This is a genomic window from Haloarcula sp. JP-L23 (assembly GCF_011602445.1).
Taxonomy (GTDB): domain Archaea; phylum Halobacteriota; class Halobacteria; order Halobacteriales; family Haloarculaceae; genus Haloarcula; species Haloarcula pellucida.
In genome coordinates this window covers 467,305-484,238 of the sequence record NZ_CP050014.1, presented here as the reverse complement: position 1 = coordinate 484,238, position 16,934 = coordinate 467,305, and the positions used below count along the sequence as shown (strand labels likewise).

The following is a 16,934-nucleotide window of genomic DNA, read 5'->3' as shown; positions in this document are numbered from 1 at the left end:
CATGCGCCGTCCCGCCGAGAGTCCGACGCTCGTGACACTGCTCGCCATCGTCGCCGTGTTCGCCCTCCAGCAGGTCGTCGGACTCGTCGCACGCCAGCGACACCTCTTTGCGCTGTCGAATCCCTTGCTCGACCAGCCGTGGACGCTCGTCACGAGCGTCTACGCCCACGCGGGTCCCTCACACTTGCTTGCCAACGCCGCGGCGCTCGCCCTCGCGGGCCTCCTGCTCGAACGGACGACCACCAGCGCGCGCTTTCACGGCTTTTTCGTCACCGTCGGCGCGCTCTCCGGGGTCGCACAGGTCGCCTTCGTCGGGACGCTCGGGCCGTTGCTTCCGGGCATCCCGGCGAGCGTCAGCGTCCTCGGTGCCAGCGGCGCCATCTTCGGCCTCTTTGGCTACCTGCTTGCGGCCAACCGCTTCACCGAGACGGTCGTCGGCGGCTTCGAACTTGCTCCACGCGCACAACTGGCGCTGGGCGGCGTTCTCGCGGCGGCGATAACCCTGTTGACGGCCAACCCCGGCGTCGCGCTCGTCGCCCACTTCACCGGCCTCCTGTTGGGCTTTCTCGCCGGACGGGCCCACCTGCTGCGACCCGCCGACACCGCGCCGGAGGCCGACCCGGCCCGGTTCTGAGTCAGCCGACGAACACGTCGTCGTGGAGGCTCCCCGTCACCTCGTCGGCCAAGGTCCGGAGGTTGACGGTGTCCTCGCGGTTGTACGACACCAGCGTCTCTAAGGCCCCGTCCCGGCCGCTCTCGTGTTCCCGCCAGAGGCGGACTGCGTCGCGCCCGGAGATGTCGGGCCGGTCGCGCTCGATGCCGATGTCCTTCTCGACCTGCTTTAGACCGCCCGAGAGGCCTATTTTCTTGCAGGTGTACAGCAGGTCGAGGTGTGGGCGCTGGAGGTCGACGTCGAAGTTCGCTTCGAGGAAGGGGACGTCGAAGCGCTTGCCGTTGAACGTCACCAGCAGGTCGGCGTCGTCGAAGGCCGCCCGGAGGTTCCCGGTGGTCAGGTCGTCGCCGGCCACGAGCGTCTCCGTCTCGCCGTCCTGATGGAGGCTGACCGTCGTCACCCGGTTTCGCTGCTGGTTGAGGCCGGTCGTCTCGATGTCGAAGAAACACGCGCGGTCGCGGAACGTCTCGTAGAGGCGCCACCGCTCGCTGCTCGGGAACTGGTTGTCGAAGTAGGCCACGTCGGCCGCGTCGAGGTGGTCGCGTCCCTCCTCGATGAACTGCTCGATGCGGTCGCCGCGCTTGCCGCCGACGACGCTGGGTTCGAACTCGTTCCAGTGGGTGATTCCCTGCTCCCAGATGGACCGCTCTGTCTGCTCGCCGACGCCGTCGACCCCGATGAAACTGTTCTCGACGCGCACGCTCTCCGGTACAGGCGGGGGCGTATGTAAGTTCGTCGGGTAGCGACCCGTGGAGCGGGTAGCGAGGGCCGCTCACTTCGGTCGCGCCCCTCGGACAGCGAGCGGCGGGGCCGCGAGCAGTAGCGAGGCGTCTCGGAGACGGGGTGATCGACGGGAACCGCGGAGCAGTAGCGACTCGGCGCCCCGCCGAAACGCCGAAGCCACCCGAGCGCCCACCCCGAAGTATGACCGAGTATCTCGTCGGCGCGTCGTCGGTACACGTCACCGCGGCGGCCGCGGACTACCTGCAGGACCGTCTCGACCCGGCCGAGGACAGCGTCGTCGTGGTCGGCGTCAGGGAACCGGACGCCCCGTCACGGGACGCCGGCGACGCCGCCAACGTGGCCCGGTCGCGCCTCGCGGCCGTGATGCCGACGACGGAGACCAGAGACGGCGACCCGGTCGCGGAACTGCTGGCGGCCGTCGACGACCACGGCCCCGACGTGGTCGTTCTCGGCGCGAACCGCGGCACCGAGGGCGCCGACGGCGTCGGGTCGACGGTCACGAACCTGCTGGCCCGCGTGAACCGCCCGGTCGTGGTCGTTCCGCTGCCGGACCTCTAACGGCCGACGCGGTCGAACAGACTCTCCTCGGGGAACTCAAGCGCGAGGTCCACGTCCAGCAGTGCCTCGACGGCGTCGGCCACGGCCGGTGCGAGCGTCGATTCCGGGTCCAGTGCCGTCGGAACCGACGCGTTCGGGCCGGCGGCGGGAATCTCGTAGTCGGCGGCCTCGATGGACAGTGCCCCGTCGACGTCCGTTCGCGTGGCGACGACGGCGTCCGCCATCGCGTCGAGGTCACGACACCGACCCTGCTGTCGCGGGAGGAGGTCCCGGCCGCGCTGGGTCGCCGGGACGACGAGTGCACGACGCTGTGCGGTGGTGAGCGCCGCGATGGACTGGTTCGCCGCGACGGGTGGAACGTCGAGTATGACGTGGTCGAAGCGACCGGCGGCGTCCGCGACGGCCGTCTCGAAGGCCCGCGCGCTCTCGGGCGTCTTCGCGCGGGCGAGGCGCTCGAACGGCGCGTGGGCCGGGCAAATTTCGACCCGGCCCGGCACGTCGAATCCGGCGTCGTACAGCGCGTCGTCGAGCGCTGCCTCGCCCGTCACGACGCCGGTCACGTCGTCGGTGAGTCGTCCCCCGACGTGTGTCGCCAGTCCCTGCGTGGCGAACGCGGCGTCTAGGACGGCGACGGCCCGACCCGCGCGGGCCAGTGTCGCCGCAATCTCGACTGTCGTCCTCGTCGTCCCGGCACCCCCGGTCACCCCTGTGAGTGCGAGCGTCGTACACCCCATACGACAATCCTATCTCGCATTGAAATAAAAAGTTCTAGATGAATCATCGAGAAATTCAGTCCTTCGAGTGATGAGAATAGTTATGGCGCCGCCGAGCGTTACGTACGTTCCACTAGGGTGGCTGGATGACACGAAAGGGTGGCCGTACGCTGTGGCACCGGCGTGAGTTGCTCCGCACGATGGGGCTGACAGCCGCGACTGGAGCGCTCGCCGGGTGTGAATACGCCACAGACAACGAGTTCACCGCAGACGCTGTCGTGTTGCCACCGGCGGCACAGTCGTCGCTCGGGTTCGCCTCTATCGTCGAGCAGTCCCGGCGACGAGAGGTCGAACGAACCGTCAATGGGCGGGACGTCACCGCGACCATCGAGCGTTTCGTCTCGGTGTATGCACAGACCGACGGCGAGATGTCGTGGCGGGACTCGGAACCGGGGCCGCTCCTGCTGCGGTTCTCCGGCGGGTCTGTCCCCTTCGACGGGACGACAGACCGACTGTTCGTCGGTCCCGCGACGGCGTTCGACACCGTCGGGGGAACCCTCCCGTTTCTCCGGGACGGCGTCGTCGACCCGCGCGGTGTGGTCCTGTTCGCACCGGGGGCGGCGCTGTCCGGGGCCGTACTCGACGCGAACGAGGCCCTCGCGGTCGCCCACCGTTCGGCGCTCTCGGAGGGGCCGTTCGTCCCCACCGACACCGGCTTCTCGGTCCCCGACTCGGCGTTCTTCCCGAACTCGGTGTTCGACGTCGACGCCGAGTGGTTCCCGAACAAGAACTGGATACTGCCCGACGACGACGCACGCTCGACCGTGGCCGTCTTTCCGGGCCCCGGCGTCGACAGCGGGGCCGTCGGGACCGCGGGTCGCTCGTTCGAGGCAGGGGCGGAACTCGACGCGACGTACGTCGCCGCGCCGGCGGACGTGTTCTTCGATACGGGCGTCTCGGTGACCGACCCCGGCCGACTGCAGACGTTCCTCGGGACCGACGCGGATCAACTCGGTGCGGTCGCCCCCGAACGCCCCATCGACGACGCCGGCGTCGTCGTCTTCTCCGACCGGGAGCGCGGCGTCCCGTTCGCGTATATTCCCGGTGAGACGCTGTTCCCCGACTCGACGTTCTTTCCCGAGGCCGTCTTCTCCGCCGACCGGCCGATACTCGCCGCGTCGCTCGGCGACCTGTTCCTCGACTCGACGTTCTTCCCGGACTCGTTTACCCTCTCGGAGTCGCTGCTGAACCCGCAATCGCTGGCGCTTTTCTTCCCCTCGGAACCGGTTTCGTCGGTTCCCGACCCGTTTACCGTCGTCGACTCGGGGGCCGACCTCTCGCCCAGCGGCACGGTTCTGTTCTTCCCGACCGGTCCGGGCACCCTCGGCGGCGCCGACGAGGGGCCGTTCCCCGACTCGGCATTCTATCCCGACGCCGTGTTCGCTCCCGATTCGCTCTTCTGGCCGGACTCGGTGTTCTGGCCGGACTCGGCGCTTTTCCCCGACGCCGCGCTCCTGCCGATGGAGACGAACGTACACCCCGCGACGAGCGCCGGACTCCCGGTGTCGTTCCCGAGTTCGTTCTTCTTCCCGGGAGCGACGTTCTCGCCGACCGAGGTGCTCCACCTCCCCGGCGATTTCGGGTTCTCGGCCGACCTGTTCGAGAACGCCGGGACCGAGGTCACGCACGCACGCTCGGCGACGGCCGAAAAGCAGGACGCGGCCGAGATGGACACCGCGCCACTCAGCCTCGGCGTCCTCAGTACGCCGGTGGCCAGCGTCGCCGGCCAGTCGATCAACACGCTCGCCGGGCTCACCCTCTCGGACCTGCTGACGAACGACCAGGCGGAGTCGTTTCTCCTCTCGGCCGGCGTCGGGGACGGCGGCGTCGAGTGGGCACGTGGGCCGACGCGACTCGGCACCGAAACGGCGTCGCTGCTCGGGGACCCGGTCACGATGGAAACCCACGCGGGCATCCTCGACGAGTCGAACCCGATTGTCGTCTATCTCCACCTCGCTCGCGCCGAGAACGGAAGCAGCGTCGTCGTCAGCGCCGGGGTCCACGGGTTCGAGGTCTCGGACACCGACCGCCCGTTCGTCGGCGCGGACGGCTACGTCTCACAGGACCGTCTCGACCGCTACCGCTCGACCGTCGTCACCGCCGACGAGGCGCTGACCGTCCGCTAACTCAGACGCTGTCGCCGATTGCCGCCGCGATGTCGTCCAGTTCCGCCTCGGGGAGGTCCGGCCGGTCGCCGAAGATGGCGTGAATCGGTCGACCGCCGTCGTCGGAGAACCGCGGGACGATGTGGCCGTGGACGTGCGGGACCTCTTGGCCCGCCTCCTCGCCGTTGTTGAACGCGACGGTACTCGCGGGGGCGTCGACGGCCGCCTCCACGGCGGGCGTGAGCTCGTGGAGAGCCGCGAACACGTCGCCGCCGACGTCCTCGGGCAGGTCCGCCATCGTCTCGTGGTGGGCCTTCGGGATGACGAGCGTGTGGCCCCGTGCGAGCGGATTCGCGTCCAAGAACGCCAGCACCGTGTCGTCCTCGTAGACGGTTCGGCTCGGGATGTCGCCAGCGACTATCTGGCAGAAGATGCAGTCGTCCATAGCTGGGTAGTCGAGTGGTTTTCACATCAAGGTTGGGCTACTGACGACGACTGCTGGGCCGGCGCGGTTCAGTTCGGCTGTGGCACCGTCTCGGCGATGGCGGCGACGTATTCCTCGTAGTCGTAGTCCAGTCGCGAGAGCCACACCTCCTGATAGCTGGGGTGGAGCAAGGGTACCACCGGCACGCCGAGCGCGTCGCTCTCGAACGGCGAAAGGACGGTATCGAGGAAGCCGGAAAGCGAGTCGTCGTCGAGTGCCAGCACCGTCTCGGTGGCGTGTTTCCCGGTCGTAAGCACCGCTTGCGGTTCGACGGTCTCTACCTCCTCGACCAGATAGGGGCGGCAGTTCGCCAGTTCCTCGGCCGTCGGGTCGCGATTGTTCGGCGGGTGGCACTTCACCGCGTTCGTGTAGTAACAGTCGCCGTGGCCGAACCCGGCATCGGCCAGTAGCGTCCGCACCTTCCGGCCGGAGGTCCGCGATGTGTAGGCCATGCCGGTCAGGTTGCCGCCGTGCCACTGCTCGGCCTCTGGGTCGCCGCTGGCCGGGGCCTCACCGACGACCACGAGGGCGGCGTCGAGGGGGCCGTTCCCCCACGAGATACACTCGCGGCTCTCGGCCAGTGCGGGACAGCGGTGACAGTCGGACGCGAGCGCGTGGCGCGTCTCGCCGTCCGGAAACTGTGGCACGCTACTCGTCGGACAGGTGACCGGGACGCCACTCGCCGTCGAACTCGCGGTGGGTGAACGGCAGGGCGTCGTCGCCGGCGTAGGTGGCGACCAGCTGCCCGTCGCCCTCCAGATAGTACTTGTAGGTCGTCAGGCCCTCCAGCCCCACGGGACCGCGGGCGTGAATCTTGCCCGTCGAGATACCCACTTCGGCACCGAGACCGTAGCGGTAGCCGTCGGCGAAGCGGGTCGAGGCGTTGTGGAAGACGCTGGCGGCGTCGATGCCGGTCATGAACGTCTCGGCGGTGTCGGCGTCCTCGGTGAGGATTGACTCGGTGTGTTTCGAGCCGAAGGTGTTGGCGTGGTCGATGGCCTCGTAGACGTCGTCGACGACCTTGATTGACAGTTCGAGGTCACCGTACTCCGTCTCCCAGTCGTCGTCGGTCGCGGGGTCGACGTCGACGACGTCGCGGGTGGCCGCGTCGCCGCGCAGGGTCACGCCGGCCTCGCGGTAGCGCTCGACCATCTCGGGGAGGAAGTCGTCGGCCACGGCGTCGTTCACGAGGAGCGTCTCGACGGCGTTACACACCGCCGGGTACTGCACCTTCGCGTCGAAGGCGACGTCTGCGGCCATCCCGAGGTCGGCGGCCTCGTCGACGTAGACGTGACAGACGCCCTCGGTGTGGCCCAGCACGGGAATCTGGGTGTTGTCCTGGATGTAGGAGACGAACTCCGAGGAGCCACGCGGCATGACGAGGTCGACCTTGTCGTCCATCTCCAGCAGTGCGTCGACCTCCTCGTGGGCCTCGATGAGCGTCGCCCAGCCGACGGGGAGGTCGCCGGTCGCCTCGACGATGGTCTCGTAGAGGACGCGGTTGGACTCGCTGGCCTCGCTGCCGCCCTTCAGGATGACGGCGTTGCCGGACTTCAGCGCGAGCGCGGCTATCTGGACCAGCGCGTCGGGGCGGGACTCGAAGATGGTCCCGACGACGCCGATGGGGACCGCGACCTTGTACAGTTCGAGGTCCTCGTCTAGTTCGCGGGCCGCCAGCGTCTCCCCCAGCGGGTCGTCTTGCTCTGCGACGGACTCGACCATCTCGGCGATGCTCTCTAGCTTGCCCTCGTCGAGTTTGAGTCGGTCGACGAGCGCCTGCGTGTACTCGCCCTTCGCGAGCATCTCCTCGGCCGCCTCGACGTCCTCCTCGTTGGCCGCGAGGATAGCGTCGCTGTTGTCGCGGATGGCGTCGGCGATGGCCGAGAGCGCGGCGTCGCGCTCGGTGGCGTCGACGTTTGCCAGCCGCAGGGCCGCGGACTGTGCAGCGGTCACCTGTTGCTCGGTCGTCTCAGTCATCTGTCTCACCGTTGATGGGGACGAATATTGTGCCCACCGATTCCGCCTCGGCGACCTTCCGCAGGACGTCCGGCTCCGTCGACTTCGCGATGATGGCCGGGATGCCGTGTTCGCTGACGTCCCGCGCGCCGCTGACCTTCGTCTGGATGCCGCCGAAACCGCCCGTCGAACTCTCCGTGACGACGTCTTCGACCTCGCTGTAGTTCTCGCCGACGACCGGGATGTGCTCGGCGTCTGGGTCTTCCTTCGGGTTGCCGGTGTAGACGCCGCCGACGTCGGTCAGGGTCACCAGCAGGTCGACGCCGACGCCGATGGCGATGGAGGCCGATATCATGTCGTTGTCGCCTATCTGGAGTTCCTCGGTCGCGACGGCGTCGTTCTCGTTGATGATGGGGACGATGCCCCAGTCCAGCAGCGTCTCGACGGTGTTGCGGAAGTTGGTGAACCGCTCGGGGTTGTCGAGGTCGTGTTCCGTGATGAGTATCTGGGCGACCTTGCGGTCGTACCGGGCGAAACTCTCCGTATAGCGGTGCATCAGGTGACTCTGGCCCACCGTCGAGAGCGCCTGTGACTTCTCGACGGTCTCGGTGTCGTGGTCAATCCGGCCGATGCCGGCGCCGACGGCCCCGGAGGAGACCAGCATGACCTCCTTGCCCCGCGAGAGCAGCGACTCGATGTCGTCGACGAGTTTGTCGAGTTTCTCGTCGTCTAAGTTCGACTCCGCGTCGGTCAGCGAGTTCGTGCCGGCCTTGACGATGACGCGCTCGGCCTCGGCGGCCTGTTCGCGGGCGCGAGAGAGCGAGGCGGCGTCGACGCGCTCAGTCATCTTCGAATGCGGCCGCCAGTTCTTTCGAGCGCTGTTCCGCGGCCGCGACGGCGTCGGCGAGCGCCGCGTCGGCCTCGCTGTCCCAGAGCACCTCCATGCCCTCGATGGTCGTCCCGTTGGGCGAGCAGACCGCGTCGACGAGTTCGTCGGCGGTGCGGTCGTCCTGCAGGACTGTCTCGGCGGCGCCCTTGAACGTCTGGGCGGCCAGCACCTGCGCCTCCTCGTGGTCTAGCCCGCCGGCGATACCGGCCTCGGTCATGGCCTCGATGAAGTAGAAGACGAAGGCTGGACCGCTCCCGTTGACGGCGGTGGCGATGTCCATCTGTGCCTCCTCGATTTCGGCGAACTCGCCGACGTCGTCGAGCAGTTCGCGGACTTCGTCGGTGACGTCGCCGGTCGCCGCGGCCGCCATGTCCCGCGTCTCGGCGGCGAGGTTCGGCATGATGCGTACGACCCGCGCGTCGGTCCGGGCCTCGACGAACTCCGTCGGGACGCCGGCCGCGATGGAGACGAGCGTCTGGTCGGCCGAGAGGTCCAGTTCGTCAAGCACCGCTTCCACGATGTCCGGTTTGACCGCGAGGAAGACGACTTCGGCGTCGGCCGCTCGACCCACGTCGTCGGTCGTCTCCCCGCAGTAGTCGGCGACGGCGGCCAGCGCGTCCGGGTCGAGGTCGCAGGCGACGACCGAGTGGTTGCCCGACGCGTAGAGCCCCCTCACGAGAGCGCTGCCCATGTTTCCGCAGCCGATGACACACGTACGTACCATAGTCTCTAGTCCACCGGACGAGATGGGGAGACTAATTGTGTTTTCATCTCGCACGGCGGGTGGGACCACAAGACTGGTACGGTCGCCGGCCCAGCTGTCGGACGCATGCCCTCCTACGAGTACAGACTGTTCGACGTCGACACGGGAATGTTCGGCGGGAGCAGCGTCCCCGTCGACGAACTGAACGAACTCGGCGCCGAGGGGTGGGAGGTCGTCGCTCCCATCACGGAGAACAGCGGGCAGACCGCCGGCCTGTTACTCAAGCGCGAGCGCTGACCTGCAGGCCCCCGCTCGGCCACACAGACAACCGATTGTCCTTTAACGCCGGCAGGGTATGTGCCGGTATGGAACGGTTCGCCGCGGTCGACGACCAGTACGACCCCGAGAGCGTCGAATCGGGGGTCTTCGAGTACTGGGACGACGTCGACGCCTACGAGCAGACGGTCGAGCACCGCGCCGACGGGGAGGACTTTTTCTTCGTCGACGGGCCGCCCTACACCTCCGGGGCCGCCCACATGGGGACGACGTGGAACAAGACGCTGAAAGACCTCTACATCCGCTATCTGCGGATGCAGGGCTACGACGTGACGGACCGGCCGGGCTACGACATGCACGGCCTGCCCATCGAGACCAAAGTCGAGGAGCGACTGGACTTCGAGAACAAGAAGGACATCGAGCGCTTCGGCGAGGAGAACTTCATCGAGGAGTGCAAGGCCTTCGCCGAAGAGCAACTCGACGGTCTCCAGACGGACTTTCAGGACTTCGGCGTCTGGATGGACTGGGACGACCCCTACAAGACGGTCAATCCCGAGTACATGGAGGCCGCGTGGTGGGGGTTCCAGCAGGCCCACGAGCGCGGCCTCGTCGAGCAGGGCCAGCGCTCCATCAACCAGTGTCCCCGCTGTGAGACCGCCATCGCCAACAACGAGGTCGAACGCGAGGAGGTCGGCAAGCCGTCTATCTACGTGAAGTTCCCGCTTAGCGAGGCCGACCACGGGGAGGCCTCGGACGAAGCGAGCGGCGAAGCCGCGAGCAGTGAGAGATATCTGGTCATCTGGACGACGACGCCGTGGACCATCCCCGCCAACACGTTCGTCGCCGTCGACGGCGAGGTCACCTATCAGGGCGTCCGCGCCGAGAAAGACGGCGAGAGCGAGGTGCTGTACGTCGCCGAACCCCGCGTCGAGGACGTCCTCTCGAAGGGCCGCTACGAGGACTACGAGGTAATCGAGGAGGTCACCGGCGAGGAGATGGTCGGCTGGGAGTACGACCATCCGCTGGCCGAGGAAGTACCCGACCACGCCCAAGGCGAGGGGTCGGGACAGGTCTACACCGCGGAGTACGTCGACGCCGAGGACCAGACGGGTCTGGTCCACTCCGCGCCGGGCCACGGTGAGGAGGACTTCGAACGCGGCCGCGAACTCGGCCTCGAAATCTTCTGTCCCGTCGGCGGCGACGGCGTCTACACCGAAGAAGGGGGCAAGTACGCGGGCACGTTCGTCCGGGACGCCAACGACGACGTCGTCGCCGACCTCGATTCGAAGGGGCTCCTGCTGGCCAGCGAGTCGGGCTACACCGTCAACGAGGGCCACTGCTGGCGTTGCGATACGGGCATCGTCCGCATCGTCACTGACCAGTGGTTCATCACGGTCACCGACATCAAGGACGAACTGCTCGACAACATCGAGGACAGCGAGTGGCACCCACAGTGGGCGCGTGACAACCGCTTCCGGGACTTCGTCGAGGACGCCCCCGACTGGAACGTCTCCCGGCAACGGTACTGGGGTATCCCCATCCCGATTTGGCTGCCCGAGGACAGCGCGGACTCGTCCGCGAACGGAGGCGGCGACGCCGCCGGAGGGTGGAACGGGTCGATGGACGACGCCATCGTCGTCGGCGACCGCGAGGAACTCGCAGCGCGAGTCGACCAAGACGTCGACCCCGAGACGGTGGACCTGCACAAGGGGACCGTCGACGACCTCACGATCACGGAGGACGGCACGACCTACACCCGCGTCGGCGACGTCTTCGACGTGTGGCTGGACTCCTCCGTGGCGACGTGGGGGACGCTTGACTACCCCGAGAAGGAGGAGGACTTCGAGCGCCTCTGGCCCGCCGACCTCATCATGGAGGCCCACGACCAGACCCGCGGGTGGTTCTGGTCCCAACTCGGGATGTCCACCGCCGCCACCGGCAAATCGCCGTACAAGGAGGTGCTGATGCACGGCTACGCCAACATGCCCGACGGCCGCGGGATGTCGAAGTCGAAGGGTATCCTCGTCGACCCGCACGAGGTCATCGAGAAGCACGGCCGCGACCCGATGCGCCTGTTCCTGCTCTCCGTGACCGCGCAGGGCGAGGACATGAACTTCTCGTGGGAGGAGACCCAGGAGATGCAGCGCCGTCTCAACATCCTCTGGAACGTCGCCCGGTTCCCGCTTCCGTACATGCGGGCCGACGACTTCGACCCCGAGGAGACCACCGTCGAGTCCGTGCGCGAGGACCTCGAACTCGCCGACGAGTGGGTCCTCTCGCGTCTCCAGAGCGTCGAGCAGGCGATGACCGAGCACATGGAGGCCTTCGAGAACGACAAGGCCGCCCACGAACTGCTCGACTTCGTCGTCGAGGACGTCTCGCGGTTCTACATCCAGGTCGTCCGCGAGCGGATGTGGGAGGAGGAAGACAGCGACTCGAAGCAGGCCGCCTACGCCACGCTCTACCGCGTCCTAGAGGAGGTCGCCGCCCTCTTCGCGCCGTTTACCCCGTTCGTCGCCGAGGAGATTTACAGCTCGCTGACCGGCGACGCGGGCCACCCGACGGTCCACATGTGCGACTGGCCCGAACCGACCGAGGACCTCCACGACCCCGCACTCGAAGACGAGATGGAGGTCGTCCGGGAAGTCGAGGAGGCCGGCTCGAACGCACGCCAGCAGGCCGAGCGGAAACTCCGCTGGCCGGTCACCCGGGTCGTCGTCGACACCGACAGCGAGGCCGTGGCCGACGCCGTGCGCGCACAGGAAGCCATCGTCGCCGACCGCCTCAACGCCCGTGCGGTCGAAGTCGTCGGTGCCGACGAGGCGTGGGGCGAACTCCACTACTCCGCCGAGGCCGACATGAGCGAACTCGGCCCGGCCTTCGGGGACGACGCTGGCCGCGTGATGAACGCGATGAACGAGGCCGCCATCGACGACCCGTCACTCGATGCCCTCGAAGGGAGCGTCGAGGAGACGCTGGGCGAATCGGTCGAGTTGACCGAAGAGATGGTGACCTTCCGCCGCGAGACGCCCGAGGGCGTCACCGGTACCGAGTTCGCCGCCCTCGACGGCGGCGGCGTCGTCTACGTCGACACCACGCTCACCGAGGACATCGAGAGCGAGGGCTATGCACGAGAAGTCATCCGTCGGATACAGGAGATGCGCAAGGACCTCGAGCTGGACATCGAGGCCCGCATCGTCGTGGACCTCTCGATTGCCGACGAGCGAGTCGACTCGCTGGTCCGCGAACACGAGGCGCTCATCGCGGAGGAGGTCCGCGCCGACGAGTTCGGCGACGTCGAGGACGGCCACCGCAAGACGTGGGACGTCGAGGGCGTCGAGATGGAGATAGCCATCGCTCCGGTCGCGGCGGCGGAAGCGTCCGATTAGGACAGCACGCGATGCGAGGCCGACCACCGGGAGGCCTCGGAACAGGCGAGCGGCGACTGACGGGAGCCGCGAGGCACGGTGGCGGAAGCGTCGGACTGAAACGGCCGATTCCTCCTTCAGAACCGCTCTCGGAGCAGTATCCGGGAGCATCTGGTAACAAATGCTACCATGACTCACGGCGTAGTTCCCCGTAGCGCTCACCACGACGCCACGCAGTCCGGGGGGACACGTCGAACAGAGCGCACGGAGACACCGATGGCAGCAACAGCACCACTAGACGAGGAAAAGCGAATCGCCCGCCAGTTCCCGGAGGAAGTCGCGACCGAGGGGAATGTAGACCTCATCGACGACATCTGCACGCCGGACGTCGTCGACCACAGTCCGCTCGGCGAGGTGTCCGGCCGCGAGGACCTGAAAGCACAGATACGCGGCATCCGCGAGTCCTTCGAGGACTTCTCGGCGTCCGTCGAGGACATCGTCGCCGAGGGCGACACCGTCGCCATGCGGGTGGCCCTACGCGGGACACACGTGGGCGAGTTCATGGGCGTCGAACCGACCGACAAGACAGTCGAGATAGAGAACATGGTCTTCACTCGGTTCGAGGGCGGACAGATAGCCGAGCGGTGGGTCCAGCCAGACATGCTCGGCCTCATGCAACAGGTCGGCGCCGTCGACCTGCCGGAGGCCTGACGGCCGTTCCGGTTCGGCACTCGACCGTTTCTTTCACCGTCTGCGAGCCCGCGAGCATGGCGCTGTTCGCCGACGAGGGAGCGGCGTCGACCGTTACCGGCGTCGCGGCGTTCCTCGGCATCCTCACTGTCCGACCCGGTCCGGCGGGGCTGGCCGAGTAGTGACTCAGAGCTCCGCGGCGACGACGGGGGCGGCGCTGACCTCGCTGACAGCGCGTTCTAGCGTGTCGGTGCCGTAGACGGCCTCGACGCCGGCCGCCGAGAGCTTCGTCAGGGCGTTGCTCGCCAGCATCGGGTGGACGCAGGTGACGAACACGCGGTTCGCGTCCCGCTCTGTCAGCACTTCGACGGACTCGCTCATCGTCGACCCCGTGGCGATGATGTCGTCGACCAGCACCACGTCGCGACCGGTCACGTCGGCGTCGCTGGGCGTAATCTCGATGTCGCCGCTGTCGTAGTCGCGGTCCTTCTCGAAGTAGTCCGTCTCGCCCTCGCCGTAGGCGTCGCGGGCCGTGACGGCGAGGTCGATGGCGCCCTCGTCGGGCGAGAGAAAGAGCGGGCCTTCGAGCGCGTCGGGCAGCGGGTCCGCGAGGAGGCCCGCGGCGTCGACGTGGGCCGTCGGCACGTCGAAGAAGTCACAGACCGACGGTTCGTGGGGGTTGACCGTGATCACGCGGTCGGTGCCCGTCGAGATGGCCCGCGCTATCGCCCGCGAGGAGACGGGTTCGCCCGTGCGGAACGCCTCGTCCTGTCGCGCGTAGCCCATGTACGGGAGGACGGTCACCACCTCGCTGGCCCCGGCTTCGCGGGCCGCGTCCTGCAACTGGAGCACCTGTACGTGCGCGTCGCTGTCGACGGTGGAGGCGACGACGACGGCGCGCTCGCCCGCGACGGACTCGGGCAGGCGGACGACGTGCTCGCCGTCGGCGAACTGTTCGTACTCGACCCGCCCCAGTCGCTCGTCGGTGGCGTTGGCCAGCGCCGCGGCGAACGCCTGTGTGTCGGCCCCGGGGATAATCATGTGCGAGGGGTAGCCGGCCGGGCTAAACCACTTTTCGATTCTGGGGCTCGCAGGTGTGTGTACGGCACTCACTGGCGCATTCGGGACCAACCGCCGGAAAGCCCCGACGCGCTCCGTTTCCACTGGGTCCGCCGTGACTTCTAGTACGGGAAACGACCGCCGGAAAGCCCCGACGCGCTCGACTCGCGCGCCTCGCTGTCACCGAAAATCAGAGATTTTCGAGATGACGAAAGAGCGGCGCTCTTTCGAACCATGCGCTTCCTTCGCTCGCTGCGCTCGCTCAGTCCAGTGCTTGCGTCGGCGTGCTTCGCCGAGCGCGTCGCCCCTTTCAGTCCACCCGGTCGGCTGTGTCGTGTCACCGGCCGAACTCCGGCGGCTGTCGCGCCGGCAGGAAGGCCGTTCGTCAGGCCACGGCGACGCCGACGACGTCGGGGACGCCCAGCGAGCGCTGTCGCCACCCGCCGCGGCCGTCCGCGGTGGCCTCGTCGTCGGTGTCCACGAGGAAGGTGCCGTTCTCGGTGATGGCGTAGGTGTCCGTGCCGTAGGTCACGTCGACGACCCGTTCGCGCACCGGGAGGTCACACGCCTGCCAGTCGCCGTCGACCAGTTCGGAGAGGCCGTCGTCGTCGGCGGCGTGTGTGCGGGTGTCGTCGCTCGCTACTGCGCCGTGGCGGCCCGACCGCACCTCGACCCACGCGCCGTCGTCGAGGGCGTAGAGGCCGTCGGCGGTGGCGGCATAGCCCGGTGCCACGTCCGTCACGTCCGCGAGGCCGAGACGCTCACAGTCCGGTAGGCGGTAGACGCCGTCGGCCGCCGCCAGCAGGCCCCCGTCGATGGCCCGGACATCCTCGACGGCGCCGAGGTCACGCCACGCGCCGTCGGCGTAGCGTGCGACCCGGCCGCCGCCCGCCGCGAGGAGTCCCTCGGCATCGTAGCCGACGGCCGTCGCCGGCCCGAACCCCGTCGGTGCGAACCCGTCGGCCGTCGAGACCAGCACGGACTCGTCGGTGGCGACGGCCACCTCGCCGTTGGCCCCGGCGACGTCGCGGGCGGTACAGCGCTCTTCGAGACTGAACCGGCCGACCTGTCCGCCGGCCGTCTCGACCCGGGTCACCCCGAGGCCCGACGCGACGTAGGCGTGGGTCTCCGGCCGTTTCTCTCCGTACATCCGCTTCTCCGAGAGCGCGATGTCGTCGTCGCTCACTTCATATCGCCTCTTTGTAGGCTTCGAGGGCATCGTCTACGTCTTCCGCTGTGTGGGCATCACAGATGAACTGTGACTCGAACTGGTTCGCCGTCAGGAAGACGCCCCGCTCTTTCATCGCGGGCCAGAAGAGTCGCTCCCACCGCTCGGTCTCGGCCTGTTTCACGTCGCCGCCGTCCTTCGGGCAGTGGTCGTAACGGGGGCACTCGGGCCGCTGCTGACAGCCCGCCTCGCAGTGACCCTCGAAGGTATCTGGGCCGTCGCGGGTGAAGACGACCTTGAACATCGAGTCCGTCCCGACGACGGTGTACTCGGGGGCCTGCTCTTCGAGGATGTCCTGCAGGCCCGAGCGCATCCGCTCGCCCAGTCCGTTCACGTGGTCGTATACGTCGTGTTCGGCCGCATACCGCAACGTCTCCAGTCCTGCGGCCATCGTCACCGGGTGCCCGGAGAAGGTGCCAGACTGGAACACGTCGCCGGCGGGCGTGAACTGCTCGATAATCTCGCTCTTGCCGCCGATGGCCCCGACGGGGAACCCGCCGCCGACGATTTTGCCGAACGTCGTGATGTCCGGTTCGATGTCGAACTTCCCCTGTGCACACTGGAGGCCGCCGACGCGGAACCCGGTGATGACCTCGTCGAAGATGAGCAGCGAGCCGTGGTCGTTACAGAGGCCCCGGAGGGTCTCGTGGTAGCCGTCGACGGGGTGGACGATGCCGTAGTTCCCGAGGATGGGTTCGGTGAGGACGGCGGCGATGTCGTCGCCGTGTTCGTCGAACACGTCGCGGGCGGCGTCGGGGTCGTTGAACGGCACCGTCAGCGTGTGCTCGGCGAAGCTCTCGGGGATACCCGGACTCGACGGGTGGGTGTGGTCGCCCTCGCCCTCGACGAGCGTGGACTCCTGTGCGCCGTGGTAGCCGCTCTGCATCACGACGATCTTGTCCCGGCCGGTGTAGCCCCGTGCCAGACGAACTGCGGAGACGGTGGCCTCCGTCCCGGAGTTGACGAACCGAACCATCTCGACGCTGGGGACGTGCCGCGTGACGAACTCCGCGAGTTCGACTTCGACTTCGGTGGGCGCGCCGTACATCGGTCCCTCGGCGGCCCGCTGCTGGACCGCAGACTGGACCTGTTCGGGCATGTCGTGGCCCAGTAGCAGTGGGCCGTAGCCCATCACGAAGTCGATGTAGCGGTTGCCGTCGGCGTCGACGACGTGGCCGCCGTCGCCCTTCTGGACGAAAAAGGGGTACGGGCGGACGGCCCGGACCGATGAGTTGACGCCACCCGGCATGACCGACAGCGCGCGGTCGTACAGCGCTCGCGACTGTTCGTGGTTCATGGCGCGGGGTTCGAACGCTGTCAGAAAGAACCTGACGGGTCACGCCGTTCGGGTCGTGACTACTGGACGAATGCTGTTCGAACCACGCATCGGATACAACTTCGTCAAGAGATAGCGTTTTGTGTTGGGTG

16 protein-coding genes are annotated in these 16,934 nt (G+C 67.8%); 6 read left to right on the top strand and 10 right to left on the bottom strand.

Going from position 1 to position 16,934, the window contains the following annotated elements; translation table 11 throughout:
• Position 1 precedes the first annotated feature (1 nt).
• Positions 2 to 634: a rhomboid family intramembrane serine protease gene (locus G9465_RS02350; protein WP_166967170.1), complete on the top strand. Its 633-nt coding sequence runs from the start codon at positions 2 to 4 to the stop codon at positions 632 to 634.
• Position 635: 1 nt separating this feature from the next.
• Here G9465_RS02350 and G9465_RS02345 read toward each other — a convergent pair whose 3' ends face one another.
• The gene (locus G9465_RS02345) at positions 636 to 1,373 is read right to left on the bottom strand and encodes a ribonuclease H-like domain-containing protein (RefSeq protein ID WP_166967169.1); all 738 of its coding nucleotides are present in this window, start codon (positions 1,371 to 1,373) and stop codon (positions 636 to 638) included.
• 224 nt (positions 1,374 to 1,597) lie between these two features.
• On the opposite strand from G9465_RS02345, the gene G9465_RS02340 reads away from it, so the two are divergent.
• Complete coding sequence (locus G9465_RS02340) at positions 1,598 to 1,975, top strand: universal stress protein (RefSeq protein WP_166967167.1); 378 nt, start codon at positions 1,598 to 1,600, stop codon at positions 1,973 to 1,975.
• Here the strand turns inward: G9465_RS02340 and G9465_RS02335 are convergent.
• A complete protein-coding gene (locus G9465_RS02335; RefSeq protein ID WP_166967164.1) occupies positions 1,972 to 2,709 on the bottom strand; it encodes an AAA family ATPase in 738 nt (245 codons plus the stop codon). The genes G9465_RS02340 and G9465_RS02335 overlap by 4 nt on opposite strands.
• A 125-nt stretch (positions 2,710 to 2,834) precedes the next feature.
• Between G9465_RS02335 and G9465_RS02330 the strand changes: the two genes are divergently transcribed.
• Positions 2,835 to 4,874, top strand: coding sequence for a DUF6517 family protein (locus G9465_RS02330; protein ID WP_166967162.1), 2,040 nt, complete (start codon positions 2,835 to 2,837; stop codon positions 4,872 to 4,874).
• A 1-nt stretch (position 4,875) separates the two neighbouring features.
• On the opposite strand, the gene G9465_RS02325 is transcribed toward G9465_RS02330, so the two are convergent.
• The 5 genes from G9465_RS02325 to proC all read right to left on the bottom strand — a co-directional run bounded on the left by G9465_RS02325 (position 4,876) and on the right by proC (position 8,906).
• Entirely contained in the window at positions 4,876 to 5,298 is a 423-nt protein-coding gene (locus G9465_RS02325; RefSeq protein ID WP_166967160.1) for an HIT family protein, read from the bottom strand.
• Positions 5,299 to 5,366: 68 nt separating this feature from the next.
• On the bottom strand, positions 5,367 to 5,984 hold the full coding sequence (locus tag G9465_RS02320; protein WP_166967158.1) for a uracil-DNA glycosylase family protein: 618 nt from the start codon (positions 5,982 to 5,984) through the stop codon (positions 5,367 to 5,369).
• Position 5,985: 1 nt separating this feature from the next.
• The gene (locus tag G9465_RS02315) at positions 5,986 to 7,314 is read right to left on the bottom strand and encodes a glutamate-5-semialdehyde dehydrogenase (protein ID WP_166967156.1); all 1,329 of its coding nucleotides are present in this window, start codon (positions 7,312 to 7,314) and stop codon (positions 5,986 to 5,988) included.
• Positions 7,307 to 8,140 (bottom strand): glutamate 5-kinase, encoded by an 834-nt coding sequence (proB, locus tag G9465_RS02310; protein WP_166967155.1) that lies wholly within the window; start codon positions 8,138 to 8,140, stop codon positions 7,307 to 7,309. Before proB ends, G9465_RS02315 begins: the two co-directional genes overlap by 8 nt.
• Positions 8,133 to 8,906, bottom strand: coding sequence for a pyrroline-5-carboxylate reductase (proC, locus tag G9465_RS02305; RefSeq protein WP_166967154.1), 774 nt, complete (start codon positions 8,904 to 8,906; stop codon positions 8,133 to 8,135). The genes proB and proC overlap by 8 nt, the downstream gene beginning before the upstream one ends.
• A gap of 105 nt (positions 8,907 to 9,011) precedes the next feature.
• Here proC and G9465_RS02300 point away from each other — a divergent pair, with 105 nt between their 5' ends.
• The 3 genes from G9465_RS02300 (at position 9,012) to G9465_RS02290 (ending at position 13,240) form a co-directional block, all read left to right on the top strand.
• Positions 9,012 to 9,182 carry a DUF4177 domain-containing protein gene (locus tag G9465_RS02300; RefSeq protein WP_166967153.1) on the top strand — a complete coding sequence of 57 codons (171 nt, stop codon included), beginning with the start codon at positions 9,012 to 9,014 and terminating at the stop codon, positions 9,180 to 9,182.
• Between the two features lie 68 nt (positions 9,183 to 9,250).
• The gene (gene ileS / locus G9465_RS02295) at positions 9,251 to 12,550 is read left to right on the top strand and encodes an isoleucine--tRNA ligase (protein WP_166967152.1); all 3,300 of its coding nucleotides are present in this window, start codon (positions 9,251 to 9,253) and stop codon (positions 12,548 to 12,550) included.
• A 255-nt stretch (positions 12,551 to 12,805) separates the two neighbouring features.
• Positions 12,806 to 13,240, top strand: a complete 435-nt coding sequence (locus G9465_RS02290; RefSeq protein WP_166967151.1) for an ester cyclase — start codon at positions 12,806 to 12,808, stop codon at positions 13,238 to 13,240.
• Between the two features lie 165 nt (positions 13,241 to 13,405).
• On the opposite strand, the gene prs is transcribed toward G9465_RS02290, so the two are convergent.
• The 3 genes from prs to G9465_RS02275 all read right to left on the bottom strand — a co-directional run bounded on the left by prs (position 13,406) and on the right by G9465_RS02275 (position 16,803).
• Positions 13,406 to 14,260, bottom strand: a complete 855-nt coding sequence (gene prs / locus G9465_RS02285) for a ribose-phosphate diphosphokinase (protein ID WP_166967150.1) — start codon at positions 14,258 to 14,260, stop codon at positions 13,406 to 13,408.
• A gap of 403 nt (positions 14,261 to 14,663) precedes the next feature.
• The gene (locus G9465_RS02280; protein WP_166967149.1) at positions 14,664 to 15,464 is read right to left on the bottom strand and encodes a hypothetical protein; all 801 of its coding nucleotides are present in this window, start codon (positions 15,462 to 15,464) and stop codon (positions 14,664 to 14,666) included.
• 1 nt (position 15,465) lies between these two features.
• Positions 15,466 to 16,803 (bottom strand): glutamate-1-semialdehyde 2,1-aminomutase, encoded by a 1,338-nt coding sequence (locus G9465_RS02275; protein ID WP_166967147.1) that lies wholly within the window; start codon positions 16,801 to 16,803, stop codon positions 15,466 to 15,468.
• Positions 16,804 to 16,934 lie beyond the last annotated feature (131 nt).